This window comes from Pseudomonas sp. CFBP13528 (assembly GCF_005233615.1).
Taxonomy (GTDB): Bacteria; Pseudomonadota; Gammaproteobacteria; order Pseudomonadales; family Pseudomonadaceae; genus Aquipseudomonas; species Aquipseudomonas fluorescens_AM.
The window spans coordinates 94,030-118,471 of the sequence record NZ_QGAJ01000002.1; the positions used below are offsets into that span (position 1 = coordinate 94,030).

Consider the following 24,442-nt stretch of genomic DNA (forward strand, 5'->3'; position numbering starts at 1 on the left):
GACGATGATCTCGATGGGGGGGAACGCTGTGCGCCAGGCCGGGATGGTATTGCTGATCAGCCTGGTATTTCTGCTGTTGTTGTCACTGGTGGGGTTGTCATCAATGCAGGGCGCGATCTCTCAGCAGAAGGTCGCCAGTAGCCTGTGGCAACGTAATCAATCGTTCCAGACGGCCGAAAGTGGCCTGCGGCTGGGGGAGTCGGCGGTGCGCAGGGGCGGGCTTGCGCTGCCACTTTGCCACTCGATCATCAACTGCGCGCCGCCCGCTGATGCATTTTCGGTGGTTGGCCCTGGGCCAAATCCGGTCTCGGCGGTGAATTGGGTGGCGTTCAAGGACGGGGTGTATGGCGTTCAATCCCTGGGGGTGGGGATGGGCCTGGCGCATTTACCGCCGCTCACACCGGCTGCGCTCTTCCGGGTGACGGCCGTGGGGCTGGGTGGCCAGTCGCGCACGGTGCTTGAGACCGTGTATGCGCGGGTGGAGGAGGGCGACGGCGCGAGGTTTCGGCGAGTCTTATGGCGGCAACTTCAATAAGGAGCAATTCAATGGGCATGGATAGCCAGGGCTTTACCCTGATCGAATTGTTGATCGCGGTGGCGATCATCGCGTTGCTGGCCGGGATCGCTTACCCCGGATATACCGGCCAGGTGAAAAAGGTGTATCGGGTGCAAGTCGTCGCGCTGCTGAGCGAGCACGCTCAACATCTGGAGCGTTTTTACACTCGCAACGGCACTTTTATTGATGCAAGCGGCGTCAGTACAGGCAATGATCACTATAGAATCAGCGCCGTATTGAACCCTCATGATTTTGTCCTGCTCGCCACGCCTGCCGCGGACTCAGTCATGGCGGACGACGCCTGCGGCCAATTCAGCTTGACCAGCACCGGTGTGCGAAGCAATCCGGGAGCGACGCCGCAAATGCCGCTCAAGGCATGCTGGGGGCAGTGATGAGAGTGCTGGATGAATGGGCGCCGGGCGCGCTTTTCCCTTTTTATCGGCTGGATCAAATGATGGCTAAGCAACAGCGAGTAGTGATTGTCGGCGGCGGAGTGATTGGTTTGTTGACCGCATACAACCTGGCTGACCGGGGGCAAGCGGTCATCTTGCTGGAGCGCGGCGGGCTTGGGCAGGAATCTTCCTGGGCTGGCGGCGGGATCGTTTCGCCGTTGTATCCATGGCGTTATAGCCCGGCGGTGACCGCCTTGGCTCATTGGTCCCAGGATTTCTACCCGCAACTGGCACAGCGGCTGTTCGCCTCGACCGGCGTCGATCCTGAGGTCCACACCACAGGTCTGTATTGGCTCGATCTGGATGACGAAGCCGATGCCCTGGCCTGGGCTGCGCGTGAGGGCAGGCCCTTGAGCAAAGTGGACGTATCGGCTGCCCACGATGCAGTTCCGGCGCTGGGTGGCGGTTATTCGCAGGCGATCTACATGGCGGATGTGGCCAATGTGCGCAACCCGCGCCTGGTCAAATCCCTCAAGGCGGCGTTGTCGGCGCTGCCCGATGTGACGATTCACGAGCAGTGCGAAGTCGATGGATTTATTTTGCAGGGCGACACCGTGGTAGGCGTGAATACGAGCGCCGGCGCCATGACGGGTGATCAGGTCGTGCTCGCAGCCGGTGCCTGGAGCGGGGATTTGCTGGGAAAACTAGGCTTGGCACTGCCCGTTGAGCCGGTCAAGGGTCAGATGATCCTCTACAAATGCGCGTCTGACTTCTTGTCGAGCATGGTCCTGGCTAAAGGGCGCTATGCGATCCCGCGGCGTGATGGGCATATTTTGATTGGCAGCACCCTGGAACACGAGGGATTCGACAAAACGCCGACTGAAAACGCGCTGGAAAGTCTCAAGGCCTCTGCGCAGGAGCTGCTTCCCGCCCTGGCGGACGCCGAGGTGGTGGGGCACTGGGCGGGGTTGCGGCCCGGCTCGCCGGAAGGTATCCCGTATATCGGCGAGGTACCCGGCTTCAAGGGCCTGTGGCTCAATTGCGGGCATTACCGCAATGGCCTGGTGCTTGCCCCGGCGTCCTGCCAGCTGTTTGCCGACTTGCTGCTGGGGCATGCGCCGATTATCGACCCGGCACCTTACGCGCCCGCCGGTCGAGTCAGCGCTGGATAGACTTCGGCCCCTGCTGCAGATGCGCCTGGGTGCAATACCATTGCTGGCCCAAGCTCAGCGCCCGATCCTGCGGCACGTGTACACCGCAATGGGCGCAACGCACCATCAAGGCGGCATTGGGTTCGCCGGTGCGCGGTTGCCTGGCGGCAGGGCTTTTGAATTTGCGCCAGAGCCATACCGCGGCGGCAATGACGGCGATCCAGAACAATAGACGAAGCATGATGGGCAGTTTCTCGATAAGGAATGCGCCAGTTTAGCCAAGGTCGCCGTGGGCGCACAGCGCAATAAATACTCGCCCATGAAAAAGGGAGCTCCTGAGAGCTCCCTTTTGCGTTGCGTCAAACGGTCAGTCGAACACACCGAAGGTCATGTAGCTGAACCACGAGCGGTCCTGGTTGTTACCCAGGGCTTGCGGCTCTTCTTCTTCGATCACATCGCCGTTCTCGTCGTGCGGCTTGAGGTCCGAAGGAATCGCGTCCTTGGCGTCCTGGTATTGCTTGATCACGTCCTGGTTGGCGCGTGTTTCGCCTGGCGGCAGCGGTGGGCGGGACTCGATCAGGCCCAGGGTGTACTTGCTCAGCCACGAACGGTTGTCGGCTTCGTCAACCTGAGGCACGAACTGGCCGTCTTTCAGGCTCGGGTGGTCCGGGTAGTTGAGCTTCAGGGTTTCCAGGCTGGTGGTCGCCAGCTGATCCAGGTGCAGGCGCTGGTAAGCCTCGGTCATCACGGCCAGGCCGTCACCCACGGAAGGGGTTTCCTGGAAGTTTTCCACCACATAGCGGCCACGGTTCGCAGCGGCTACGTACGCCTGACGGGTCAGGTAGTAGTGGGCCACGTGGATCTCGTAGGAAGCCAGCAGGTTGCGCAGGTAGATCATGCGCTGCTTGGCGTCCGGCGCGTAGCGGCTGTTCGGGTAGCGGCTGGTCAGCTGGGCGAACTCGTTGTAGGAGTCGCGGGCAGCGCCCGGGTCGCGCTTGGTCATGTCCAGCGGCAGGAAGCGCGCCAGCAGGCCAACGTCCTGGTCGAACGAGGTCAGGCCCTTCATGTAGTAGGCGTAGTCCACGTTCGGATGCTGCGGATGCAGGCGGATAAAACGCTCGGCGGCGGACTTGGCAGCTTCCGGCTCGGCGTTTTTATAGTTGGCGTAGATCAGCTCGAGCTGGGCCTGGTCGGCATAGCGTCCGAACGGATAGCGCGACTCCAGTGCCTTGAGCTTCGCTGTGGCGCTGGTGTAGCTATTATTATCCAAGTCTGTCTGAGCTTGCTGGTACAGCTCGACTTCGCTCAGGTTTTCGTCGACGACGTCCTTTGTTGACGAGCAAGCAGCAGTCATGGCGAGGATGGCGATCAGCAGCAGGTGTTTCACTTGCATGGCGGCTTGCGTCCCTATGACGGCCGCTGTCTTGGGCGGGGCCGTCCTGTTATGATGAGCGCCCCGTTGAAAGCCTCGGGGCAAAAGACGCCGTATTTAACCACAAGCGCGCAGCCGAAACCAAAGGCTGTGCCACGCCTAGTCTGAGCATGTCCGATAAAATTGAACTTCGCGCAGAGGTGCCGTCCGAATTGGGCGGCCAACGCCTCGATCAAGTCGCCGCACAATTATTCGCTGAGCACTCGCGCTCGCGCCTTTCCGCCTGGATCAAAGACGGCCGCCTGACTGTGGATGGAGCGGTTATCCGCCCGCGAGACATAGTTCATGGCGGTGCGATTCTTGAGCTGACTGCCGAGCAGGAAGCCCAGGGAGAATGGGTCGCCCAGGACATCGAGCTGGATATCGTCTATGAAGACGATGACATCCTGGTCATCAACAAACCCGCAGGCCTGGTGGTTCACCCGGCGGCCGGGCACGCTGATGGCACCTTGCTCAATGCCCTGTTGCACCACGTGCCGGACATCATCAACGTGCCGCGCTGCGGCATCGTGCACCGTCTGGACAAGGACACCACCGGCTTGATGGTGGTGGCCAAGACCATTCAGGCGCAGACGCAACTTGTTACTCAATTGCAGAGTCGCAGCGTCAGCCGGATCTACGAATGCATCGTGATCGGGGTGGTGGTGGCGGGTGGCAAGATCAATGCACCCATTGGTCGCCACGGCCAGCAGCGCCAGCGCATGGCGGTGATGGAGGGCGGCAAGCAGGCCGTCAGCCACTATCGCGTGCTGGAGCGTTTCCGTTCCCACACCCATGTGCGGGTCAAGCTGGAAACCGGTCGTACCCACCAGATCCGCGTGCACATGGCCCACATCAACTTCCCGTTGGTCGGCGATCCGGCCTACGGTGGTCGCTTCCGCATTCCGCCTGCGGCCAGCCAGACCATGGTTGAATCGCTCAAGACGTTCCCGCGCCAGGCGCTGCATGCACGCTTCCTGGAGCTGGATCATCCGACGAGCGGTAAGCGCATGAGCTGGGAATCACCGCTTCCAGACGATCTGGTCTGGCTGTTGTCACTGCTCAAGCAGGATCGTGAGGCGTTTGTCGGATGAGTGACTGGCTGCTGCCTGACTGGCCCGCGCCGTCTCAGGTCAAAGCCTGCGTCACCACTCGTGCGGGCGGCGTCAGTGTGGCGCCGTTCGACAGCCTCAACCTGGGCGATCATGTGGAGGACAGCCTTGAGGCCGTCCTCGAAAATCGTCGTCGCCTTACCGAAGCGTTCGATATCCAGCCGGCCTGGTTGCGCCAGGTCCACGGCACCACGGTGGTCGAGGCCGATCCGGGCCGGATCGCCGAAGCCGATGGCAGTTGGACCAGCACGCCGGGTATCGCCTGCACCTCGATGACGGCTGATTGCCTGCCTGCATTGTTCTGTAATCGAGCGGGCACCCGTGTCGCAGCGGCTCATGCCGGTTGGCGTGGGTTGGCGGCGGGGGTGCTGGAGAAGGCTTTCGAAAGCCTTGAGAGCAAGCCCGCCGACGTTCTGGTCTGGCTCGGTCCGGCCATTGGCCCGCAGGCCTTTGAAGTCGGTCCCGAGGTGCGTGACGCGTTCATGCAGCAACTACCGGCGACTGCCCAGGCCTTCGTTCCCAGCGGTAATCCCGGCAAGTTCATGGCTGACATCTATCAGCTCGCTCGCCTGCGCCTTGCCGTGCGGGGTATTACCGCCGTCTACGGTGGCGGTTACTGCACCGTGACCGACCCGCGTTTCTTTTCCTATCGACGCAGCCCCCGTACGGGCCGATTCGCCTCCCTTGTCTGGCTTGACCGCTAGACTGTCCTGATCTGTATCAACCATCCACTGCTTGAATCCCGCAGAATCCACCCCATCTATAGGGGTATCTGGCAGGTTTCTTCATTCAGGATGTGTTTGTTCATAGCTCCGGCCTGCTCAAAAGGAAGGTGACTAATGCGTATTGATCGTTTAACCAGCAAATTGCAGTTGGCCTTATCGGACTCCCAGTCCCTGGCGGTCGGTCTCGACCACCCGGCGATTGAACCGGCGCACTTGATGCAGGCGCTCCTCGAGCAACAAGGTGGTTCTATCAAGCCCTTGTTGATGCAGGTGGGCTTTGACGTCAACAGCCTGCGCAAGGAGTTGAGCAAAGAGCTCGACCAACTGCCGAAAATCCAGAACCCTACCGGCGACGTGAATATGTCGCAGGACCTGGCGCGGCTGCTGAATCAGGCCGACCGCCTGGCCCAGCAAAAAGGTGACCAGTTCATCTCCAGCGAACTGGTGCTGCTCGCCGCCATGGACGACAACAGCAAGCTCGGCAAGTTGTTGCTGGGCCAGGGCGTGAGCAAGAAAGCCCTGGAAAACGCCATCAACAACCTGCGTGGCGGCGAGGCGGTGAATGACCCCAACCATGAGGAGTCGCGCCAGGCCCTGGATAAATACACCGTTGACCTGACCAAGCGCGCCGAAGAGGGCAAGCTTGACCCGGTTATCGGCCGTGACGACGAAATCCGCCGCACTATCCAGGTGCTGCAGCGTCGCACCAAGAACAACCCGGTGCTGATCGGTGAGCCTGGCGTGGGTAAAACCGCCATCGCCGAGGGCCTGGCCCAGCGCATCATCAATGGTGAAGTGCCGGACGGCCTTAAAGGCAAGCGCCTGCTGTCCCTGGACATGGGCTCGTTGATCGCCGGCGCCAAGTTCCGTGGCGAGTTCGAAGAGCGCCTGAAATCCCTGCTTAATGAATTATCGAAGCAGGAAGGGCAGATCATTCTGTTTATCGACGAACTGCACACCATGGTCGGCGCGGGCAAGGGCGAAGGGTCCATGGATGCCGGCAACATGCTCAAGCCCGCCCTGGCGCGAGGCGAGTTGCATTGCGTCGGTGCAACCACGCTTAACGAGTACCGTCAGTACATAGAAAAGGATGCGGCGCTTGAGCGACGTTTCCAGAAAGTTCTGGTGGAAGAGCCCAGCGAAGAAGACACCATCGCCATCCTGCGTGGCCTGAAAGAGCGCTATGAGGTTCACCATAAGGTCGCGATTACCGATGGCGCGATCATTGCGGCGGCCAAGTTGAGCCATCGCTATATCACCGATCGCCAGTTGCCCGACAAAGCCATCGACCTGATCGACGAGGCAGCCAGCCGCATCCGCATGGAGATCGATTCCAAGCCGGAAGTGCTCGACCGCCTGGACCGCCGCCTGATTCAACTGAAGGTCGAATCCCAGGCGCTGAAAAAAGAAGAGGATGAGGCGGCGAAGAAACGCCTGGAGAAACTCCAGGAAGAGATTGTGCGCCTGGAGCGCGAGTATTCGGACCTCGAAGAAATCTGGACCTCGGAAAAAGCCGAAGTGCAGGGCTCTGCGCAGATCCAGCAGAAGATCGAGCAGTCGCGCCAGGAGCTGGAAGCCGCGCGCCGTAAAGGCGACCTGAACCGCATGGCCGAGTTGCAGTACGGGGTGATCCCGGACCTGGAGCGCAGCCTGCAGATGGTCGACCAGCATGGCCATAGCGAGAACCAGCTGTTGCGCAGCAAGGTGACCGAGGAAGAAATCGCCGAGGTGGTCTCCAAGTGGACCGGTATCCCGGTGTCGAAGATGCTTGAAGGCGAACGCGACAAGCTGCTGAAGATGGAAAGTCTGCTGCATCAGCGCGTCATCGGTCAGGAAGAGGCCGTGGTGGCGGTGTCCAACGCGGTACGACGTTCCCGCGCCGGGTTGTCCGACCCGAATCGCCCGAGTGGTTCGTTCATGTTCCTTGGGCCCACCGGCGTAGGTAAGACCGAGCTGTGCAAAGCCTTGGCTGAATTTCTGTTCGATACTGAAGAGGCCATGGTGCGCATCGACATGTCCGAGTTCATGGAGAAACACTCGGTGGCTCGCCTGATCGGTGCGCCACCAGGCTATGTGGGCTATGAAGAGGGCGGTTACCTGACCGAAGCCGTACGGCGCAAGCCCTACTCGGTGATCCTGCTGGATGAGGTCGAGAAGGCGCATCCGGATGTGTTCAACATCCTGCTGCAAGTGCTGGAGGACGGTCGCCTGACCGACAGCCACGGACGTACGGTGGATTTTCGCAACACGGTGATCGTAATGACCTCCAACCTGGGCTCGTCGCAGATCCAGGAGCTGGTAGGTGATCGCGAGGCCCAGCGGGCCGCTGTCATGGATGCGCTGACCACGCACTTCCGGCCGGAATTTATCAACCGGGTGGATGAAGTGGTGATCTTCGAGCCGTTGGCGCGGGATCAGATAGCCGGCATTACCGAGATCCAGCTGGGACGCTTGCGTGCACGTCTGGCCGAGCGCGAGCTGGCCCTGGAGCTGAGCAGCGAGGCGTTGGACAAGCTGATCGCGGTGGGCTACGACCCGGTGTATGGCGCGCGGCCGTTGAAGCGTGCGATCCAGCGCTGGATCGAGAACCCGCTGGCACAGCTGATCCTGTCGGGCAGCTTTATGCCGGGCACCAGCGTCGAGGCGACGGTGGAGAACGACGAAATCGTCTTCCATTAAGCCCCGCGGCCAGTGCCATAAGAGAAGGCCCCGCATTGCGGGGCCTTTTTTTTCGATAGGGCGTTGAACTGTAAGGCAAAGGCTTGTAAAGTGCGCCCCGCAGCAACGTCAGCCCACGGGTTTCTTCTCCCCAAGAAGAAATCAGAAAGAAGCGCAAATCATTGTCTTAAAAGCAATTTAAAGGGTTGACAGGGGTTTTTAAGATTGTAGAATAGCGCGCCTCAGAGACGCTAACGTAGCGATACGGACAGGGTCGAAGAGAAGGTTACATGGCGGTAAATGTTGTACTTTGAAATATGTAGTTCCGTGATAGCTCAGTCGGTAGAGCAAATGACTGTTAATCATTGGGTCCCAGGTTCGAGTCCTGGTCACGGAGCCAATTTCAAACCGGGGTATAGCGCAGTCCGGTAGCGCGCCTGCTTTGGGAGCAGGATGTCGGGAGTTCGAATCCCCCTACCCCGACCATATTTGGGTCGTTAGCTCAGTTGGTAGAGCAGTTGGCTTTTAACCAATTGGTCGTAGGTTCGAATCCCACACGACCCACCATTTTTGAGACCAGCTCACGCTGGAATCAGATCTTAAGATCAGAGGCCAAAAGCGCTGATCGAGGAAGGCGACTGAAAGGTCGCCTTTTTATTACCGGGGTATAGCGCAGTCCGGTAGCGCGCCTGCTTTGGGAGCAGGATGTCGGGAGTTCGAATCCCCCTACCCCGACCATATTAAAAATCCTCGTATCGAAAGATACGGGGATTTTTTTTGCCTGCGCAAAACTTATTAACGGTGAAGATCAAATGTGGGAGAGGGCGTGCCCCCTCCCACAATGTTTTATGTTGTCAGTGCAGTTTCAGGCGCGGCTCGGTCCCGCGTCCGATCTTGCTGCCCAGCATCAGCATCGCCGTGCGGAAAAAGCCATACAGCGCCATCTGGTGCATCCGGTACAGCGACACGTAGAACATCCGCGCCAACCAGCCCTCGAGCATCACACTGCCGGTCAGATTACCCATCAAGTTACCCACCGCAGAAAAGCGCGACAGCGAGATCAGCGACCCGTAGTCGGTGTATTTGTAGGTCGGCAGCTCCTTGCCTTCAATCCGCAGCTTCAGCGACTTGGCGAGTAACGAAGCCTGTTGGTGAGCGGCTTGCGCGCGTGGCGGAACATTACGGTCGGTGCCCGGTTGCGGGCAGGCGGCGCAATCGCCGAAGGCAAAGATGTTTTCGTCGCGGGTGGTCTGCAGCGTCGGCAGCACCTGGAGCTGGTTGATGCGGTTGGTCTCCAGGCCATCGATGTCCTTGAGAAAGCCCGGTGCGCGGATCCCGGCGGCCCAGACTTTGAGGCTGGCCGGGATCACTTGGCCGCTGCTGGTGATCAGCGCGTCGGCGGTCACCTCGCTGACGGCCGAGTTGGTCAGCACGGTCACCCCGAGTTTCTCCAGGGTTTTATGCACAGGCCCGCCAATCCGCTCCGGCAGCGCGGGCAATACCCGTGGGCCGGCTTCGATCAGGGTGATGTGCATGTTTTCCGGCTTGATGCGGTCCAGGCCGTACGCCGCCAGCTCATGGGCGGCGTTATGCAGTTCAGCGGCCAGTTCAACGCCGGTGGCGCCGGCGCCGACGATGGCGACGCTGATCTGTTCAACCGTGTCGGTCTGCCCGGCGTGGGCGCGCAGGTAGTGGTTGAGCAATTGTTGATGAAAGCGTTCGGCCTGTTTACGGGTGTCAAGGAACAGGCAATGTTGCGCGGCGCCCTCGGTGCCGAAATCGTTAGTGGTGCTGCCCACTGCAATGACCAGGCTGTCGTAGCCGAGTACGCGCGCGGGCACCAGTTCCCGGCCTTCTTCGTCGAGGGTGGCGGCCAGTTGGATTTTCTTCTGTTCGCGGTCAAGCCCGCTCATACGCCCCAGTTGGAACTCGAAGTGGTTCCATTTCGCCTGGGCGACGTAATTGAGTTCGTCTTCCGAAGAGTTCAGCGAGCCGGCCGCTACTTCGTGCAGTAGCGGCTTCCAGATATGGGTCAGGTTGGCGTCCACCAGCGTGATGCTGGCTTTGCCGCGTTTGCCCAGAGTCTTACCCAGGCGGGTCGCTAGCTCCAGGCCGCCGGCACCGCCGCCGACGACAATAATACGATGGGTCATGGGGATATCTCGCAAGGCTAAAAGAAATCGGAGCAGTTACCCCCGCGAGCGCCAGGCAGCTCATAGCGTCAGGTAACTCAAAAGGCGGCTCAGCAAACCGAGCCCGATCACCACCACCAGCACCACACAGAGGAGCAGCCAGGGCCTGAAAGGCTTGCGCTCGACTCTGTGCTGGGAGAGTTGCAGGTACTCTTCGACATGCTGTTGGTCATCGGGTTTCAGGCGGCTGGTCATAAAGGCCTCGTCAGGTAGACGTTGCAAAAGGGCGTCACGTTACAGCCTGTGGATCAAAGGCTGATGCCCACATCGAACACTATGCTGCGGCCCAGGTTGTTGCGCAAGAAATCCGGCGCGTCCGGATGAGCGAACAGTACCCGCGCAAAGGTAGGCCCCACCAGTGACAGGGAGCGCCAGCCCTGGCGCAGATATTCGGTTGGCGGCGGAAAGTGGCTGTTGAGGTCCAGCACTTCGCGCTTTAGGCTGGTGAAGGCGATGAGGTCCAGCTCCCCCAGGTCCATGCCGCGTTCTTTGTAGTTATGCGCTTTCTTGCGCAGTGTCGGTGCCAGGCGCAACAGGAACTCATGGGCGGGTATCCGCCTTGGCTTGGCTTCGCGCCGCACCAGTTGGCTCAAGGAGAAAGCGCTGCGCCTGCGCAGCAATTCGTCGCGCCATTCGTCGTTCAGGCGGCGGCCTTCGTCCAATACAAAGAACACTTCAAAACTGGCGTCGCGAAACAGCACGTCCGGCGGCTCGGTGCCTGCGGCGTGGAACTCTTCGACACGATAGGGCACGTTCAAGCCTTGCAGCAGGCGCTGGCAGACCCAACGCTCACGCTCCCATTTGCGGGCATTGGACAGGAACGCGTTGGCTTGTTCGGCTGCTACGGTGAGCAACCGCAAATAATCTGAGTCGTCCATCTGCGTAGCTTAGCGTTCAAATGATGACCGCAGGAAGACTCGCTGCGACACCGCCGATGCCTGGCAGGCGATGCACCGGGTGCGCGGCGATGGTGCGGCGCATTGGCGCAAGTATTCAAGGCATTACGTCATGCACTTAAACAGTGCGCGAAGTTGCATGAGAGAGATAAAAGACCACTGCGTATATCGCATAACGGCGCCTGGGCGTTTGGCGATGAACTTAGTTTGGGGACGTCTAGGCAACACCGGTGGCTTGGGTTAGAGTCGAGACAGTGAATTTTCTATGGATAGATAAGAAACGACCATGAAGACCCCGCCACTGAATGCTGTAAAAGCGTTTGAAGCAGTCTCTCGGCATTTGAGTGTAACTAAGGCTGCAGTGGAGCTATGCGTCACTCAAGGGGCGGCCAGCCAGCAGATCAAGAATCTTGAAAACTACGTAAACTGCCCACTGTTCATTAGGGATGCCAAGGGGCTGATGCTGACTGACGCCGGACAGCGGCTCGCTGGCGTAGCGCAGAAAGCACTGGGCGAATTGGCCGCTGTCGCCGAAGAAATTATCGGTACTCAAAGAACGACGCTTTCCATCTCCGCCCCGCCTTCATTCGCCGTAAAGTGGCTCATTCCAAACTTGAACAAGTTTTACGAACAACATGTGGATCTCAATGTTGTGATTGATGCGTCTTGCGAGGTGAGGAGTTTTCGCAGTGATGGAATCGATGCCTCAATCAGGTTCGGCAAGGGTGAGAACCTCCCACCCAACAGCACGGTGCTTGGCTGTTCAGATATTATTATTGTTGGCAGCCCTGCCTATATAAATAAATCACCGGCGATCAATCATCATGCCGATCTGTATGAGCACAAGTTAATCAGTTACGAATCAAAAACTGAGGACCACAGAAAACTGCATAAAAGCTGGAGGGGCGTCTTCAGTGAACTGGGTTTATCCCTGGACCTCAGCAAGACCGCATTGATCTTTACCGAGGGGCATATGGCGTTAACCGCGGCCATACATGGACAGGGATTGGCGTTAATAGAATCTATCCTGGTCGAACATGAGTTACGCAGTGGTCAGTTGGAAAAAGTCTTGGGGACTCGCTTTCCTGGCAATAATTGCTATACCTTCCTGAAACCCGAGTACTCTCAGAAAATGCAGGCACTGGACAAGTTCGAAGCCTGGTTGACCCGTTCGCTGGCCGGTTCGCTGAGAAGCTTATGAACCCAGGGCCGCAGCGCAGGGTATTGGCCGCCCGGATCCGCTGCCGTTAGCCCTTTAGTAAATCTAATGCCCCCTGAAGAAATACTCCATCGACTCTGTTCCAAGAGTCTCGTATTTTTTGAAACAGGCGTAGGCTTGATTAAATAGCCTTTGACTTACCTGCGTGATCGCCTGAATCAAATCGCGTCAACAGTGTGCGGGTGTTCATGCCATACACCGCCTATCCCTCTATTTAAAATAACGTTCGGCGTTTTCGTTGAATCAATCACTCGACAGCATTTGGCGCCCGCCTAAGTTCTGAATCAACGCTTGCAGCCTATAGGAGCGACACCGTGGCACAACGAGCAACCATTATCCTCTCGGAGGAAAATATCGGTGAAATTGCCGCCGCAGTCGGCCTCGACACCTTGATGGACGAAACGATTGCCAGGTTACGTCATGCACTTACGCTTTTTGGTAATGGCGAAGTGGAAATCCAACCGCGTACCGGATTTGTCTATGAAACGCCGGAGATGGGCCTGATTGAATTCATGCCCGCATACCGCCGCGACCAGAACGTTGCGCTCAAAGTGGTTGGCTACCATCCGGGCAATCCCTTCAATCGCGGCATGCCGACGGTCATGGCGACCAACTCCTTATATGACGTCAGGGACGGTCACCTTATCGCTGTGGTTGACGGCGTATTCGCGACAGCGGTGCGGACGGGGGCGTCATCGGCCGTTGCATCAAAATTGCTGGCCCACCCTGGAAGTAAAACGCTGGGACTGATCGGCGCCGGCGCCATGGCCGTGACCCAGGCCCATGCGCTCAGCCGAATGTATGATTTTGACGCGGTTTTGGTACACGACATAGATCCGACAGTGGAGGCTACGTTCGCCAAGCGCGTAGCGGCCTTGGGCATTACCCCGACCATTGCTTCCAAGGAAAGGGTGCTGGCCGAGTCCGACATTATTTGCGTGGCGACCTCTATCGGGCTTGATGCCGGGCCGGTTGTCCATGCGGGCGGCATGAAACCGCATGTGCATATCAATGCCGTAGGGGCCGACACGCCAAGAAAATATGAGTTATCGACGCAATTGCTGAAAAGCTCGTTCGTGGTTCCTGATTACCTGGAGCAGGCGTTGAACGAGGGTGAATGTCAGCAATTGACTGAGGAGGAACACGGTTGTATCGGTCCTGAATTACACAAGATCGTCAAAGCGCCGCAGGACTATGCTCACTACCAGATGAAGCCAACCATTTTCGACAGCACCGGCGTTTCGTTGGCGGATCAGATCATGACTGAAGTCTTGATCGACCAGGCGCAGGCGCTCGGACTGGGCCAGCACATTCTGATTGAAGCCGGTTGTGATGACCCTATGAACCCTTACCGCTTTTCGAATTTCACCCACGGTCTGCATGTGGTTGAAAGCGCAGCACCCGATCGTTCCATAAAGTCAGCGTGAGTGAAAAAGGACAGGCCATGAGCAGCGTGCATGCAGTCGATCGAAAAACACTTTACGTCGCAGTCTGCTTTGGGCTCCTGTCAGCGTTCATCTGGGGCGCCTGGCCTGTCCTTTCCCGTTTTGGTGTGCAAAAAACGCTGTCGGCTTATGACATAGCCGCCCTGCGTTTCATGGTTGCCGGGTTGATCCTGCTGCCTTTTGTTCTGAAGAAAGGAACCGGAACCCTCGGTTTGCCGAAGACGCTGGTTCTTACGGTGGGCCAGGGTATTCCCCACGTACTGCTTGGTATCATCGGGCTGGCTTATGCGCCAGCCGGGCATGCCGGTGTGCTTATTCCCAGTGCGATGATTGCGGTTTCCACCCTTGGAGGCTGGTTCATACTGCGCGACCGACCAGAGAAGGCCGTACTGATTGGAATTCTGGTGGTCATGGCGGGGGCTGCTCTCTCGGGCTGGCGGAGTATGACGGACAGTGGAGGGCAGGTCTGGCTGGGGGATCTGTTGTTCATTGCGGCCGGCGCGTTGTGGGGGGTTTATACCATTGCCTCGCGCGCATGGGATGTCGATGCCTTCCAGGCCACGGCGCTGGTGTCCGTAGTCTCCATGCTGCTGTACCTGCCTCTGTATGTCCTGTGGGGAACGCCGGGTATTCTGGCTGCTCCGTTGTCCGAAATAGTGTTCCAGGGACTGTTTCAAGGCGTGTTTGCCGCCATTGTCGCGCTGTTGTTCTATACCAAGGCCGTGACCGTGTTGGGCGCTACACGCGGCTCTATTTTCGGTGGGCTGGTCCCGTGCATCGCCAGTGTGCTGGGAATCTTCGTTCTTTCCGAGGTGCCCAGCACACTTGAAGTCGTCGGCGTAATCCTGGCGAGCGCAGGGATGATCTATGTCTTCGGGTATCGGAAATAATCTATGTTTCCCTGCGACGCCCGTCAGCCAGGTCGGGCGGTCATTGACTGGCGCGGTTGAATGGCTTGAGCTCGCCGGACATGACCTTGCGATAAAACGTCCAATAATCCGGCTCGATCACCTCCATGCTGGCACGAGAGCAGTCATGTAGCGTCTGGCAACGACCCATGGGCACGCTCGCCAGACTGTGGTGTGCGGTGTGCAGGTTGTTTGCATTTGTATACCAACGGGCCAACCGGGATGCTTCGATGCTTCGGGTATTCCTGTTGAAGTTCGGTTCGGTGTAGGCATCGAGGCCGAAGTGCTCCGGTAGCTCGATCAGGTAGTGGGCGGGCTCGGCAATCAACACCATTGGGATGAGCCAGGCCAGCACAAGAAACCATGAGCCGGTCAATAAGGTGAAAACGACGGCCGCAGCAACGATGAAAAAATACGCGCAATATTCCTGCCTCGTATGCTTTTGCGCTTTGCTGTCTTCTATGTCCTGCAATTTTGCTCCGGTCAGGCTTTTGAACATGAGCGCGCCCACGCGAATGAATCTGCCTGGATTGAGGGCCGCACTTGCCAGCTTCCAGGGGCTGTCCATGCCTTTTTCCGGGTAATTGAAAAACTCACTGTTTTGTGGAGTGCCCAGATGCCGGTGATGGCGAAGATGGTGATATTTATAGTGGGAAAAAGAGTTAAGCATGAACAGGCCGCAGATAAATCCCAACCCCCGGTTCAACCGTTGTGATTTAAAGGCGTGTCCATGCAGCAGTTCATGTTGTAGCTCGGTAAAGTGAGCGTAAACCAACCCCAGGATGATCATGCTTAAGCTTGCGGCATACCAGGGCAGATCAATCGTGCCATTTTCTTCCAGCAGTAGCCCGGTCATGGCGAGTGCAATGATCAATACCGCGTTGATATAAATGAGCGAGGTGCGTAGCGGTGTGCGCTTCATCAGTGTGTGTTTTAAAGTCGCATCGAGTTTCGGCGCGCCGCGGTCACTCGCTACCACGTGTTTATCGATTAAAAGCGGGTAAGTAATGCTGTCTGTCATAGATGCGCCCAGTACTCACAAGAGGCCTTGTTTTCCTGCTCCTTCGATTGGTTTAAAAGACCTCAAGGTTTTATTTGAAGGTGACAGCGGCTGCAATGGAGTAATACTACGGCTGGTATTAGTTTCTCTATCGATCAATAGCGCAATGCGGTACCGGCTTTTTCGCGTGCCTGCCTCTAACTCGTTACTCGGCAACTCGAACGTTGGCGATGTAGACTGACCACCCGGCAATGACTCTGGAAACGAGGCGTTTATGCGCAGGATCAACGCAGCCAGGCCCGTGACAGGTCGCGAGGCGGTGAGGCAGGTGAAACGGTGATCGGCGCGGCGGTGCTGGCGCCGCAAACGCTCGGCATCGGCTGGTTGTTGTATGCCCCGGTGGTGATCTGGGCGATTTTGCGTGCGCCCTGGATCGAACTGTTTGCTGATCGACGGCGCCAGCATTTGCTGTTCGGCACGGTGTTCGCGCTGTTCATGTTGTGGCTGGTGCGACGGGATTTCGATACGGGGGTGTCCTACCACTTTATCGGCATGACCGCAGTGACCCTGTTGCTGGATTGGCCGCTGGCAATCGTTGGTGGGTTTGTCGCGCAGTCGGGGTTGGTATGGCTGGGGCGGCAGGACCTCGCCGCTGTCGGCATCAATGGTCTGTTGCTGATTGGTCTTCCGGTACTCATTACCGAGTTTTGCGCGCGACTCGTGGAGCGGGCGCAACCGCGAAACCCCTTTGTGTATATCTTCTGTTCCGGCTTTTTCGCTGCGGCGCTGTCGGCATTGCTTTGCCTGTTGGTCGGGCTGGGGCTGCTGTGGTTGGACGGGCGATTTGCGATGCCGCAATGGCTGGGCGATTTTGTCGGCTACCTCTGGCTGATCATCTTTCCCGAAGCCTTTATCAACGGCATGGTGATCAGTGCCCTGGTGGTGTTCTGCCCTGAATGGCTGGAGACTTTCAACCGCACCCGCTACCTCTCGGCGCCGTGGAAGGACGACGATTCGCGGCGTTGATCCAGATCAAAAAGCGCATGAGTGCACAGGCCCATGCTCTGCGAAACTTCAGGAGCACCAATCATGAGTGTGTACGAATGGGCACGGCAGGAGTTGCGCAGAAGCCAGGATGCAGCGCAGGAAATCGGTTTTGATCCGGGCTTGACCCTGCGCGCCATGCTCAGCGCGGTGGTGCAGCAGAGCAAGGGCGTTCGCAGCTTTGAAGACTTGGCCGACGAGTTGCAATACCTTGCGGAAAACCTCGACGACCAACAGGCGTACGCCTTTATGCGGCCTTAATGGCGCGGCGGCAGGTCTTCGGAAAACAACTCGTCTTCGGCGTCCGGGGCCACCGGGATTTTGTGTTCTTCAGCGGCCCAGGCACCGAGGTCGATGAGTTTGCAACGGTCCGAGCAGAACGGCCGGTTGAGGTTGGTCGCTTTCCATTCCACGGGTGCGCCGCAGGTTGGGCAATCGACGGTCAAGGGTTGGCTCATGATCGGCCTCCACGCAAAGTAAGGTAAAAGTGGTGCAGTCGCTCGACCTCGCCGTGCAGCCAGGCAAGGTCCTGGTCATTGACCAGTACGTCATCGGCATGGTTCAGGCGGTCTTCGCGGCTCGACTGGGCTTTGAGAATGGCCTGCACCTGTTGCTCGCTGATGCCGTCGCGCTGCAGGGTACGCTGAATCTGCAGTGATTGCGGCACGTCGATCACCAGGATGCGTTGGGTCATGCTGTATTGGCCGGACTCGATCAGCAGCGGTGACACCAGAATCGCGTAAGGCGACTGGGCGCGTGCCAGGTGATCGCGAATTTCGTCAGCGATCAGCGGGTGCAACAGGCCTTCGAGCCAGCGACGTTCTTCGGGTACTTCAAAAATCAATTTGCGCAACGCGGCGCGGTCCAGTTGGCCGTCCGCCTGCAGCACACCGCTGCCGAAATGCTCGGCAATGCGCGCCAGCGCCGGCCGGCCGGGCTCGACCACCCAGCGGGCGGCATGATCGGCGTCGACCAGGTCGACACCCAGCTTGGTGAAGTGCTCGGCCGCAGCGCTTTTACCGCTGCCGATACCGCCTGTGAGGCCGAGAATCCAGGGTGTTGCAACAGGAGTGGTCATGTGAAACCGACAGACTGCAAATAGAAGTCGGTTATTTGACCACCCCAGAGCAATGCAATCCAGCCGGCAATTGCCAGGCAGGGTCCAAATGGGATGGGTGCCGACACGTGCGTCTTGCGCCAGCGCATCAGCAGCAGCCCGGCAGACACGCCGAGCAGTGACGCCATCAGCAGCGTCATCGGCAGTATCTGCCAGCCGCCCCAGGCACCTAACAGCGCCAATAGCTTGAAGTCGCCATGGCCCATGCCATCCTTGCCGGTGACCAGCTTGAACAGCCAGAACACGCTCCACAGGCTCATGTAGCCCAGCACCGCGCCCCATAACGCATCGGGCAATGTTACGAGCAGGCCCAGGCTGTTGAGGACAAGCCCCAACCATAGCAACGGCAGCACCATGGCATCCGGCAGCAGTTGATGATCCACATCGATCAGGCTCATGCCCAGCAGCCCCCAACTCAGCAGCATCACCGCACCCGCCTGCCAGCCAAAGCCGTAGTGCCAGGCAACGGTGGCGGATATCAGCGCACATGCCAGTTCGGTGAGGGGGTAGCGCGCGCTGATGGTTGCACGGCAGTGGGTGCAACGTCCCTTGAGCATCAGGTAGCTGAGCAGGGGGATATTCTCCCAGGGGCGAATCGGCTGGTCGCAGTGTGGACAGCACGAATTCGGGCGCATCAGGTTATAGACCGGCCCCGCTGGCGCAGCAGGCAGGCCGAGGATCTCATGGGCCTGGGCGCGCCATTCGCGCTCGAGCATCTTGGGCAGGCGCCATACCAGCACATTGAGAAAACTGCCAACGATCAGGCCCAGCACCAGCGCCATGCCGACAAATGCCCAGGGCTGCTCGCCCAGCAACGCGCTCAAAATGCCGAACCGAGTTGAAACACCGGCAGGTACATTGCAATCACCAACGCGCCGACGATGCTCCCCAGTACTACCATGATCAGCGGTTCCATCAAGCTGGTGAGGTTATCGACGAGGGTCTCTACGTCGGCCTCGTAATGGTCCGCGACTCTTTCCAGCATGTGGTCCAGGGTGCCGGACTCTTCGCCGATTGCCGTCATCTGGATCGCCATGCCTGGAAACAGGCCGCTGGCGGCCATGGACTGATTCAACTGCATGCCTGTGGATACATCGTGGCGCATATGTTCGATTGCCTGTTTGAAAGGGTCATTGCCGACGGCGCCGGCCACTGAGCCGAGCGCCTGCACCAGGGGAACACCTGCTGCAAAGGTGGTTGAAAGCGTGCGGGCGTAGCGGGCGACGGCAGCTTTGTTCATTAGTTTGCCTGCCAGGGGTACTTTCAACAAACCTGCCTGCAGCCGGTAGCGAAACTGCGCAGAACCACGGTAGGCGTGGCGCAGCCCGCCGATGGCCGTGCCCAGGCCCAGCACCAGTATCCACCAGGCCCGTTGCAGAAAATCGGAGAGGGCGATGACCCCCAGGGTAAAACCGGGCAATTGACTGTCGACTCCGGCGAACAGGTGCTGGAACTGCGGCACCACCTGTATCAACAACACTGCGCTGACGAGGCCGGCCACCACCAGCACTGCAAGAGGGTAGGTCAGGGCTTTTTTGATTCTGGTTTTGAGGCGTTGGCTTTTTTCCAGCTGAATGGCCACGCGCTCCAGCAGTGTTTCCAGGGCTCCGGCCTGCTCACCGGCGGCAATCAGGTGGCAGTACAGGTCATCGAAGTAACGGGGGTATTGGCGCAGCGTGCTGGTCAGGCTGTTACCGGCGGCGACGTGTTGCTTCAGCCCCTTGACCAGCTCGCGCAGTGGGCGGTTTTCGACGCCCTCGCTGATGATGTCGAAGGCTTGCAGCAGCGGGATACCGGCCTTCAACAGCGTCGCCAACTGGCGGGTGAACAGCGCGATATCCGCCGGCAGTATCGGCGCCGCCAGGCTTGGCAGGCCTGACGATTGCTTGCGCACATGTTCGGGGCAGATTCCTTGCTGGCGCAGTCGTGCCTTGATCCATGCAGGGTCATGCCCCGAGATTTTCCCGCACACCCTGCGGCCGTTGCGGTTGATGCCCTGCCAGGCATAGATCGTCGAGGTGTCGTTCATGTCGCGTTCGCACATGCAGATTAAGAATTTACAGCTTAGCCAGCGGGCGGATACAGGCAGGCGTGTGTTGGGCGATAAAATGTCAGATTGTGCTTCTGGTATGCGATTGGCCGCGCAGGGATGAGTACACTGGCGCCGCTGCACAATACGGGGCGCAGGATGCGCCTTGTCATGGTTCTATTCTGGAGAGTGAAAGTGATGCGTCAGAAAGGCTTTACCTTGATCGAGTTGTTGATCGTCGTGGCAATCATCGGCATTTTGGCCACGATTGGCTTGCCCATGTACACCAAGCACCAGGCCAAGGCCAAGTTCACGGCGGGGTTGGCCGAAATCAGCGCGTTGAAGGCCGGCTACGAAGATGTCATTAACCAGGGCGCTGTGCCCACGGTGCCGTTGATTGGCGGCAAGAGCCCCACTGCCAATTGCAAGGTCGATGTGACAGCAGATGTCACCACGGGCAGCGGCTCCATCAGCTGTGAAATCCTTGATGCACCTGCGCCCGTACTGGGCAAGACCATCACCTTGACGCGCAGCGCCACCAGCGGCTGGACCTGTGTCACCACGGCCGAGGCGCAATACGTCGCCAAGGGTTGTGGCGCCAACGGCGCATGACGGCTGCCGGGCGGTGAGCGAGCCGGTTGCCGCATGCCCAATGCGGTGCTAGCTTTAGCCCACTGCCCGTGTAGCTCAGCCGGTAGAGCAGCGCACTCGTAACGCGAAGGTCGCAGGTTCGATTCCTGTCTCGGGCACCAAGGCAACACTGTTTCAAAGGCATGTTTCAAAGGCACTGTTTTCAGATGATCCACAGAATGGTTCTGAAGGCCAGACGAGCCGGTATTCGCGCCTGCTCTTTGTATCTGCGCAACCTTGATGACCCAGATGCATCCCCATTCCTCGATCTAAGAGAACGACATGACCACGACTGAGATGACCCAGGAAGCACGGCACGAAGAAGCGCTCAAGAAGTATCTTGATGATATGCCGCAGCTTAAAGAAGAGATCAAGGACCTGAGCGCTGACGACCAGCGTGATCAGATTCAGTGGGCATTCGAGGACGAGGCGGAGAGCCAGAACCTCCAGCCTTGGGAACTGACCCTCAAGTACACCTCTACCCCGGAAGAGTTCGAAGTCGCACGCCTGGTCTTGCACAAGGAGGCCGCCGAAGTGCTGGGTGTCGAATGGGAAGAGTACTGCGAGATGAATAATCTTGTAGTTTGAGATCAGCTTCAAGCTTCAAGCTTCAAGCTTCAAGCCGCAAGGGACGCAACACCCTCTTGCAGCTTGCAGCTTGCAGCTTGCAGCTTGCAGCTTGCAGCTTGCAGCTGCTCAAATACTCAACCGCATCGACAAATCCACAGCCTTCACATCCTTGGTCAGCGCACCAATGGAGATGTAGTCCACGCCCGTCTCGGCGATGGGCAGCAGGGTACTTTCATTGATCCCGCCGCTGGCTTCCAGCCTGGCCTTGCCCGCGTTCAACCGCACGGCTTCGCGCATGTCGTCCAGGCTCAGTTCATCGAGCATGATGATGTCGGCGCCCGCCGCCAATGCTTCGCGCAACTCCTGCAGGCTTTCCACTTCGACCTCCACCGGCTTGCCCGGGGCGATTTTGTGGGCTGCGCTGATGGCCTGGGCAATGCCCCCGCATGCGGCGATATGGTTTTCCTTGATCAGGAAGGCGTCATACAGCCCGATGCGATGATTGTGGCAACCGCCGCAGGTCACTGCGTATTTCTGCGCCAGGCGCAGGCCCGGCAACGTCTTGCGAGTGTCCAGCAGCTTGACCTGGGTGCTGGCGACGAAATCCGCCAGGTATCGGGCACGGGTGGCGACGCCTGACAGCATCTGCAGGAAATTCAGCGCACTGCGTTCACCGGTGAGCAGCGAACGTGCTGGCCCTTCAAGGTGAAACAGCGGCTGGTTGGGGCTGACACGTTCACCATCGGCCACTTGCCAATGCACGGCGACGCGGGGGTCCAGTTGGCGGAAGACCGTATCCACCCAGGCGGTCCCGGCAATAACGGCCGCATCGCGGGTAATGATCGTGGCCTTGGCCAGCCGTTCGGCCGGGATCAGCTGTGCGGTGATATCACCACTGCCGACGTCTTCCAGCAGTGCGCGGCGCACGTTGGCTTCGATTTCAGCGGCGAGGTCGGCAAGACGCAGGTTCGGCATAACAGTCTCCACAGACAAAGTGCCGCGATTATAGGGGCTGTGTGGACTGGAACCCAGGCTCGTCACTCATTTACCGCGCAGGGCAGAGTTTACTGGCGCAACGGCCCTGATTTGCCGATAATCTCGCGCCTTGCGATTGGCGTCATAGCTTTGACGTCCTGATGGTGGCCGGTACTCGCAGCGCCCAGCAGGCCTGCTTCCGTTCCTTGCCCATCTCAACACCCGCCGTTTCAGGAGGCCAGGATGCACAATGACGGGAAGGTGGTGCCTATCAAACAGGCACAGGCCACGCCATCGCCGCTCGCACGTCTACCGGTGGTGGTGCTGCAGGTGCGTGACAAAGCGGCGCAGCAGTTGCAACAGGGATTGCAGGAACTGTTCGATAACGCCGACGACACCCTGTTTGAAATGGCCGACAAGGCCCGCAGCACGGTTGACCAGCATATTTTCTTTCAGGCCATGCGCGACCTGCGCCTCAAGCGCAAGAACTTCGAGCGCGTGCTCATGGAGCAACTGTTTGCCGCCTTCGCCAATCTGAGCCAGGCCGATAGCGGCGGGTTGCATCCGGTGCCTGTGGTGTCCTATGAGATGGCCGGCGCTACCCGGGCTGATGACCGGGAAAAGGCCGTGGCACTGGAGGCAATGCTCGGTCGGGTACGGCACCGTGATGGCCTGGCGCTCGGGCAACTGAGCGCGCGCTTGAGTGAAGTGTTGGGCAGGCCTTTGACCGACCATGAGAACCCTCTGGGCCCTGCACGGCTTTGCCAGTTTTTTCTGCAGGCGGGCCGCAGCCTGGGGGTGGAGATCCGGGTCAAGCTGATCATGCTCAAGCTCTTCGAGAAATACGTGCTCAGCGATGCCGACCAACTCTATGGCGAAGCCAATCAACTGCTGGTTGCCACCGGGGTCCTGCCTGAACTCAAGAGCGTGCCCTCCCGTCGTGCGGGTGGACGCGCGTCGCGTGAGCTTCAGCACCAGGCTCGTCCGCCGGCCACCGACCCTCCTTGTGACGAAAGCGGCCAGCAAGCCTTTACCGCCTTGCAAGCCTTGCTGGTGGCGGTGCGCGGCAGCGTCGCGCCGACCCTTGAAGCCAGTGCGCAACCGCAACCCATCGCCAGCCGAGACCTGCTGCGCCTGCTGTCGCATTTGCAGCAATACGTACCGGAGCCTGGGGCTGAGGACGATTTCGACCTGCGCAACCAGCTCGAACAGTTGCTGACCCGAGTCAGCGTCAAGAGCGGCAAGTCGCGGGTGGTGGAGGCGGCTGACGAGGATGTGATCAACCTTGTCGCGCTGCTTTTTGAGTTCATCCTCAATGACGCCAGTGTGCCCCACGCCTTCAAAGCCCTGATCGCTCGCTTGCAGATCCCGATACTGAAAGTCGCCCTGCTGGACAAGAGCCTGTTCAGTTACCCCGGACACCCGGCACGCCGCTTGCTCAATCAGATCGCCAGTGCCGCCATGGGTTGCAGCCCGCACAATGGCTATCAGAACGACAGCCTGTACCTGCGTATCGAACAGGTCATCCAGCGCTTGTTGAATGAGTTCGTCGAAGATCCGGCGATTTTTTCGCAGTTACTGGCGCCATTCAGCAGGTTCATCAATGAAGAGCAGCAGCGCAGTGCGTTGCTCGAACAGCACACCCGTGACGTCGAGGAAGGGCGCCTGCGTACCGAGGTCGCGCGCCAGCGCGTGGCACAAGCGCTGAACCGGCGGTTATCGGGCAAGGTCCTGCCGCCGTTCGTGGTGCAGTTTCTGCAACACACCTGGAGCCAGGTGCTGTTGCTGGCCAATCTCAAGCACGGCGAACACTCGGTGCAGTGGCAGGCCGGGCTGCGCACCATGGATGAATTGATCTGGAGCGTCGGCCTGCACGAAGACACCGAGGCGGGCCGGCATCTGCTGGAGCAATTGCCAGGGTTGCTCAAGTCGTTGCGCGCCGGGTTGGCCGGTGCGGCGTTCGATCCTTTCAGCACTCGGGAATTTTTTTTACGCTTGCAGACCGTACATGTTCAAACATGCGAAGGCGAGGGCGACGACGGGCTGATTGAAGTCCGCGAGCCCTTCGTTCTCGGCACCCAACTGTCGGACGCCATCGAAGCCTGGCCGCATGATGACCCGGACCTGCTCAAGGTTCGCCCATTACGGGTCGGTGGTTGGGTGGAGTTCCAGCAGGACGACGACACGATATTGCGGTGCAAGCTCACGGCGATCATGGCGCCGAACCATCGTTATATTTTCGTCAGTCGCACGGGGCTCAAGGTCCTGGAGCAAACCCCCGGGCAATTGGCTGCGGCTTTCAAGCGCGGCGCCCTGCGCAGCCTGGACGAGGGTTTGCTGTTCGACCGCGCGCTGGCGGCGGTGATTGGCAACCTGCGTCAACTCAATCGCGGCAAGTGATCGCAACCGCAG

The 24,442-nt window shown here is 59.1% G+C and carries 25 protein-coding genes and 5 tRNA genes; 19 read left to right on the forward strand and 11 right to left on the reverse strand.

Annotation, left to right across the window (positions count from 1 at the left end; translation table 11 throughout):
* Positions 1-4: 4 nt before the first annotated feature.
* From PspCFBP13528_RS03940 to thiO, 3 genes are all read left to right on the forward strand, one after another.
* The gene (locus PspCFBP13528_RS03940; RefSeq protein ID WP_137199680.1) at positions 5-535 is read left to right on the forward strand and encodes a PilX N-terminal domain-containing pilus assembly protein; all 531 of its coding nucleotides are present in this window, start codon (positions 5-7) and stop codon (positions 533-535) included.
* Between the two features lie 11 nt (positions 536-546).
* A complete protein-coding gene (locus PspCFBP13528_RS03945) occupies positions 547-948 on the forward strand; it encodes a type IV pilin protein (RefSeq protein WP_065950640.1) in 402 nt (133 codons plus the stop codon).
* Between the two features lie 62 nt (positions 949-1,010).
* Positions 1,011-2,120, forward strand: a complete 1,110-nt coding sequence (gene thiO / locus PspCFBP13528_RS03950; RefSeq protein WP_137199681.1) for a glycine oxidase ThiO — start codon at positions 1,011-1,013, stop codon at positions 2,118-2,120.
* On the opposite strand, the gene PspCFBP13528_RS03955 is transcribed toward thiO, so the two are convergent.
* On the reverse strand, positions 2,107-2,340 hold the full coding sequence (locus PspCFBP13528_RS03955; RefSeq protein ID WP_101218199.1) for a PP0621 family protein: 234 nt from the start codon (positions 2,338-2,340) through the stop codon (positions 2,107-2,109). The two genes, thiO and PspCFBP13528_RS03955, sit on opposite strands and share 14 nt — an antisense overlap.
* A 126-nt stretch (positions 2,341-2,466) precedes the next feature.
* Positions 2,467-3,492 (reverse strand): outer membrane protein assembly factor BamD, encoded by a 1,026-nt coding sequence (locus PspCFBP13528_RS03960; RefSeq protein ID WP_065932408.1) that lies wholly within the window; start codon positions 3,490-3,492, stop codon positions 2,467-2,469.
* Positions 3,493-3,641: 149 nt separating this feature from the next.
* On the opposite strand from PspCFBP13528_RS03960, the gene rluD reads away from it, so the two are divergent.
* The 7 genes from rluD to PspCFBP13528_RS03995 all read left to right on the forward strand — a co-directional run bounded on the left by rluD (position 3,642) and on the right by PspCFBP13528_RS03995 (position 8,743).
* Complete coding sequence (rluD, locus tag PspCFBP13528_RS03965; protein WP_003188422.1) at positions 3,642-4,604, forward strand: 23S rRNA pseudouridine(1911/1915/1917) synthase RluD; 963 nt, start codon at positions 3,642-3,644, stop codon at positions 4,602-4,604.
* Complete coding sequence (gene pgeF, locus PspCFBP13528_RS03970) at positions 4,601-5,326, forward strand: peptidoglycan editing factor PgeF (RefSeq protein ID WP_065950642.1); 726 nt, start codon at positions 4,601-4,603, stop codon at positions 5,324-5,326. The genes rluD and pgeF overlap by 4 nt, the downstream gene beginning before the upstream one ends.
* Before the next feature lie 135 nt (positions 5,327-5,461).
* Positions 5,462-8,026 (forward strand): ATP-dependent chaperone ClpB, encoded by a 2,565-nt coding sequence (gene clpB / locus PspCFBP13528_RS03975; protein ID WP_057725840.1) that lies wholly within the window; start codon positions 5,462-5,464, stop codon positions 8,024-8,026.
* Positions 8,027-8,329: 303 nt separating this feature from the next.
* A tRNA-Asn gene (locus tag PspCFBP13528_RS03980) sits at positions 8,330-8,405 on the forward strand.
* 9 nt (positions 8,406-8,414) lie between these two features.
* Positions 8,415-8,491 (forward strand) — tRNA-Pro (locus PspCFBP13528_RS03985).
* Positions 8,492-8,496: 5 nt separating this feature from the next.
* Positions 8,497-8,572: transfer RNA gene (locus tag PspCFBP13528_RS03990), tRNA-Lys, on the forward strand.
* Between the two features lie 94 nt (positions 8,573-8,666).
* Positions 8,667-8,743: transfer RNA gene (locus PspCFBP13528_RS03995), tRNA-Pro, on the forward strand.
* A gap of 116 nt (positions 8,744-8,859) precedes the next feature.
* Here the strand turns inward: PspCFBP13528_RS03995 and PspCFBP13528_RS04000 are convergent.
* From PspCFBP13528_RS04000 to PspCFBP13528_RS04010, 3 genes are read right to left on the reverse strand one after another with little or no spacing between them, the layout of a single operon-like run.
* Positions 8,860-10,158, reverse strand: coding sequence for an NAD(P)/FAD-dependent oxidoreductase (locus PspCFBP13528_RS04000; RefSeq protein WP_065950643.1), 1,299 nt, complete (start codon positions 10,156-10,158; stop codon positions 8,860-8,862).
* A gap of 60 nt (positions 10,159-10,218) precedes the next feature.
* Positions 10,219-10,392: a DUF3094 family protein gene (locus PspCFBP13528_RS04005; RefSeq protein WP_065950644.1), complete on the reverse strand. Its 174-nt coding sequence runs from the start codon at positions 10,390-10,392 to the stop codon at positions 10,219-10,221.
* A gap of 53 nt (positions 10,393-10,445) precedes the next feature.
* Complete coding sequence (locus PspCFBP13528_RS04010; protein WP_065950645.1) at positions 10,446-11,075, reverse strand: DUF1780 domain-containing protein; 630 nt, start codon at positions 11,073-11,075, stop codon at positions 10,446-10,448.
* A 304-nt stretch (positions 11,076-11,379) separates the two neighbouring features.
* On the opposite strand from PspCFBP13528_RS04010, the gene PspCFBP13528_RS04015 reads away from it, so the two are divergent.
* The 3 genes from PspCFBP13528_RS04015 (at position 11,380) to PspCFBP13528_RS04025 (ending at position 14,647) form a co-directional block, all read left to right on the forward strand.
* Positions 11,380-12,294 carry a LysR family transcriptional regulator gene (locus tag PspCFBP13528_RS04015; protein WP_137199682.1) on the forward strand — a complete coding sequence of 305 codons (915 nt, stop codon included), beginning with the start codon at positions 11,380-11,382 and terminating at the stop codon, positions 12,292-12,294.
* Positions 12,295-12,626: 332 nt separating this feature from the next.
* Entirely contained in the window at positions 12,627-13,739 is a 1,113-nt protein-coding gene (locus PspCFBP13528_RS04020; protein ID WP_137199683.1) for an ornithine cyclodeaminase family protein, read from the forward strand.
* Between the two features lie 17 nt (positions 13,740-13,756).
* Positions 13,757-14,647 (forward strand): DMT family transporter, encoded by an 891-nt coding sequence (locus PspCFBP13528_RS04025; RefSeq protein WP_065950648.1) that lies wholly within the window; start codon positions 13,757-13,759, stop codon positions 14,645-14,647.
* 40 nt (positions 14,648-14,687) lie between these two features.
* Here PspCFBP13528_RS04025 and PspCFBP13528_RS04030 read toward each other — a convergent pair whose 3' ends face one another.
* Entirely contained in the window at positions 14,688-15,686 is a 999-nt protein-coding gene (locus PspCFBP13528_RS04030; RefSeq protein ID WP_101218203.1) for a fatty acid desaturase, read from the reverse strand.
* A gap of 315 nt (positions 15,687-16,001) precedes the next feature.
* Between PspCFBP13528_RS04030 and PspCFBP13528_RS04035 the strand changes: the two genes are divergently transcribed.
* Both PspCFBP13528_RS04035 and PspCFBP13528_RS04040 read left to right on the forward strand, forming a co-directional pair.
* Positions 16,002-16,691: an energy-coupling factor ABC transporter permease gene (locus PspCFBP13528_RS04035; RefSeq protein ID WP_065950650.1), complete on the forward strand. Its 690-nt coding sequence runs from the start codon at positions 16,002-16,004 to the stop codon at positions 16,689-16,691.
* 63 nt (positions 16,692-16,754) lie between these two features.
* A complete protein-coding gene (locus PspCFBP13528_RS04040) occupies positions 16,755-16,970 on the forward strand; it encodes a hypothetical protein (RefSeq protein WP_065950651.1) in 216 nt (71 codons plus the stop codon).
* Here the strand turns inward: PspCFBP13528_RS04040 and yacG are convergent.
* The 4 genes from yacG to PspCFBP13528_RS04060 are packed head-to-tail and all read right to left on the reverse strand — an operon-like array spanning position 16,967 to position 19,855.
* Positions 16,967-17,167 carry a DNA gyrase inhibitor YacG gene (gene yacG / locus PspCFBP13528_RS04045; RefSeq protein ID WP_003188437.1) on the reverse strand — a complete coding sequence of 67 codons (201 nt, stop codon included), beginning with the start codon at positions 17,165-17,167 and terminating at the stop codon, positions 16,967-16,969. The genes PspCFBP13528_RS04040 and yacG overlap by 4 nt on opposite strands.
* Positions 17,164-17,787: a dephospho-CoA kinase gene (gene coaE, locus PspCFBP13528_RS04050; protein WP_137199684.1), complete on the reverse strand. Its 624-nt coding sequence runs from the start codon at positions 17,785-17,787 to the stop codon at positions 17,164-17,166. Before coaE ends, yacG begins: the two co-directional genes overlap by 4 nt.
* The gene (locus PspCFBP13528_RS04055) at positions 17,784-18,650 is read right to left on the reverse strand and encodes an A24 family peptidase (protein ID WP_137199685.1); all 867 of its coding nucleotides are present in this window, start codon (positions 18,648-18,650) and stop codon (positions 17,784-17,786) included. Before PspCFBP13528_RS04055 ends, coaE begins: the two co-directional genes overlap by 4 nt.
* The gene (locus PspCFBP13528_RS04060; RefSeq protein WP_137199686.1) at positions 18,647-19,855 is read right to left on the reverse strand and encodes a type II secretion system F family protein; all 1,209 of its coding nucleotides are present in this window, start codon (positions 19,853-19,855) and stop codon (positions 18,647-18,649) included. Before PspCFBP13528_RS04060 ends, PspCFBP13528_RS04055 begins: the two co-directional genes overlap by 4 nt.
* A gap of 198 nt (positions 19,856-20,053) precedes the next feature.
* On the opposite strand from PspCFBP13528_RS04060, the gene PspCFBP13528_RS04065 reads away from it, so the two are divergent.
* The 3 genes from PspCFBP13528_RS04065 (at position 20,054) to PspCFBP13528_RS04075 (ending at position 21,073) form a co-directional block, all read left to right on the forward strand.
* Positions 20,054-20,467, forward strand: a complete 414-nt coding sequence (locus PspCFBP13528_RS04065; RefSeq protein WP_065950655.1) for a pilin — start codon at positions 20,054-20,056, stop codon at positions 20,465-20,467.
* Between the two features lie 64 nt (positions 20,468-20,531).
* Positions 20,532-20,607 (forward strand) — tRNA-Thr (locus PspCFBP13528_RS04070).
* Between the two features lie 160 nt (positions 20,608-20,767).
* Complete coding sequence (locus PspCFBP13528_RS04075) at positions 20,768-21,073, forward strand: DUF6388 family protein (protein WP_065950656.1); 306 nt, start codon at positions 20,768-20,770, stop codon at positions 21,071-21,073.
* Between the two features lie 108 nt (positions 21,074-21,181).
* On the opposite strand, the gene nadC is transcribed toward PspCFBP13528_RS04075, so the two are convergent.
* Positions 21,182-22,030, reverse strand: a complete 849-nt coding sequence (gene nadC, locus PspCFBP13528_RS04080) for a carboxylating nicotinate-nucleotide diphosphorylase (RefSeq protein ID WP_065950657.1) — start codon at positions 22,028-22,030, stop codon at positions 21,182-21,184.
* A 243-nt stretch (positions 22,031-22,273) separates the two neighbouring features.
* On the opposite strand from nadC, the gene PspCFBP13528_RS04085 reads away from it, so the two are divergent.
* Entirely contained in the window at positions 22,274-24,430 is a 2,157-nt protein-coding gene (locus tag PspCFBP13528_RS04085; RefSeq protein WP_137199687.1) for a DUF1631 domain-containing protein, read from the forward strand.
* Positions 24,431-24,442 lie beyond the last annotated feature (12 nt).

What these genes read in the sequence shown, in the direction of transcription:
- PspCFBP13528_RS04060 (WP_137199686.1), bottom strand. Translation starts at nt 19,855, where the DNA reads ATGAACGACACCTCGACGATCTATGCCTGGCAGGGCATCAACCGCAAC.
- nadC (WP_065950657.1), bottom strand. Translation starts at nt 22,030, where the DNA reads ATGCCGAACCTGCGTCTTGCCGACCTCGCCGCTGAAATCGAAGCCAAC.
- PspCFBP13528_RS04040 (WP_065950651.1), top strand. Translation starts at nt 16,755, where the DNA reads ATGAGTGTGTACGAATGGGCACGGCAGGAGTTGCGCAGAAGCCAGGAT.
- clpB (WP_057725840.1), top strand. Translation starts at nt 5,462, where the DNA reads ATGCGTATTGATCGTTTAACCAGCAAATTGCAGTTGGCCTTATCGGAC.
- PspCFBP13528_RS04075 (WP_065950656.1), top strand. Translation starts at nt 20,768, where the DNA reads ATGACCACGACTGAGATGACCCAGGAAGCACGGCACGAAGAAGCGCTC.
- PspCFBP13528_RS04000 (WP_065950643.1), bottom strand. Translation starts at nt 10,158, where the DNA reads ATGACCCATCGTATTATTGTCGTCGGCGGCGGTGCCGGCGGCCTGGAG.
- PspCFBP13528_RS03955 (WP_101218199.1), bottom strand. Translation starts at nt 2,340, where the DNA reads ATGCTTCGTCTATTGTTCTGGATCGCCGTCATTGCCGCCGCGGTATGG.
- rluD (WP_003188422.1), top strand. Translation starts at nt 3,642, where the DNA reads ATGTCCGATAAAATTGAACTTCGCGCAGAGGTGCCGTCCGAATTGGGC.
- yacG (WP_003188437.1), bottom strand. Translation starts at nt 17,167, where the DNA reads ATGAGCCAACCCTTGACCGTCGATTGCCCAACCTGCGGCGCACCCGTG.
- PspCFBP13528_RS04065 (WP_065950655.1), top strand. Translation starts at nt 20,054, where the DNA reads ATGCGTCAGAAAGGCTTTACCTTGATCGAGTTGTTGATCGTCGTGGCA.
- pgeF (WP_065950642.1), top strand. Translation starts at nt 4,601, where the DNA reads ATGAGTGACTGGCTGCTGCCTGACTGGCCCGCGCCGTCTCAGGTCAAA.
- PspCFBP13528_RS03960 (WP_065932408.1), bottom strand. Translation starts at nt 3,492, where the DNA reads ATGCAAGTGAAACACCTGCTGCTGATCGCCATCCTCGCCATGACTGCT.
- coaE (WP_137199684.1), bottom strand. Translation starts at nt 17,787, where the DNA reads ATGACCACTCCTGTTGCAACACCCTGGATTCTCGGCCTCACAGGCGGT.
- PspCFBP13528_RS04015 (WP_137199682.1), top strand. Translation starts at nt 11,380, where the DNA reads ATGAAGACCCCGCCACTGAATGCTGTAAAAGCGTTTGAAGCAGTCTCT.
- PspCFBP13528_RS04030 (WP_101218203.1), bottom strand. Translation starts at nt 15,686, where the DNA reads ATGACAGACAGCATTACTTACCCGCTTTTAATCGATAAACACGTGGTA.
- PspCFBP13528_RS04005 (WP_065950644.1), bottom strand. Translation starts at nt 10,392, where the DNA reads ATGACCAGCCGCCTGAAACCCGATGACCAACAGCATGTCGAAGAGTAC.
- thiO (WP_137199681.1), top strand. Translation starts at nt 1,011, where the DNA reads ATGGCTAAGCAACAGCGAGTAGTGATTGTCGGCGGCGGAGTGATTGGT.
- PspCFBP13528_RS03940 (WP_137199680.1), top strand. Translation starts at nt 5, where the DNA reads ATGATCTCGATGGGGGGGAACGCTGTGCGCCAGGCCGGGATGGTATTG.
- PspCFBP13528_RS03945 (WP_065950640.1), top strand. Translation starts at nt 547, where the DNA reads ATGGGCATGGATAGCCAGGGCTTTACCCTGATCGAATTGTTGATCGCG.
- PspCFBP13528_RS04010 (WP_065950645.1), bottom strand. Translation starts at nt 11,075, where the DNA reads ATGGACGACTCAGATTATTTGCGGTTGCTCACCGTAGCAGCCGAACAA.
- PspCFBP13528_RS04025 (WP_065950648.1), top strand. Translation starts at nt 13,757, where the DNA reads ATGAGCAGCGTGCATGCAGTCGATCGAAAAACACTTTACGTCGCAGTC.
- PspCFBP13528_RS04085 (WP_137199687.1), top strand. Translation starts at nt 22,274, where the DNA reads ATGCACAATGACGGGAAGGTGGTGCCTATCAAACAGGCACAGGCCACG.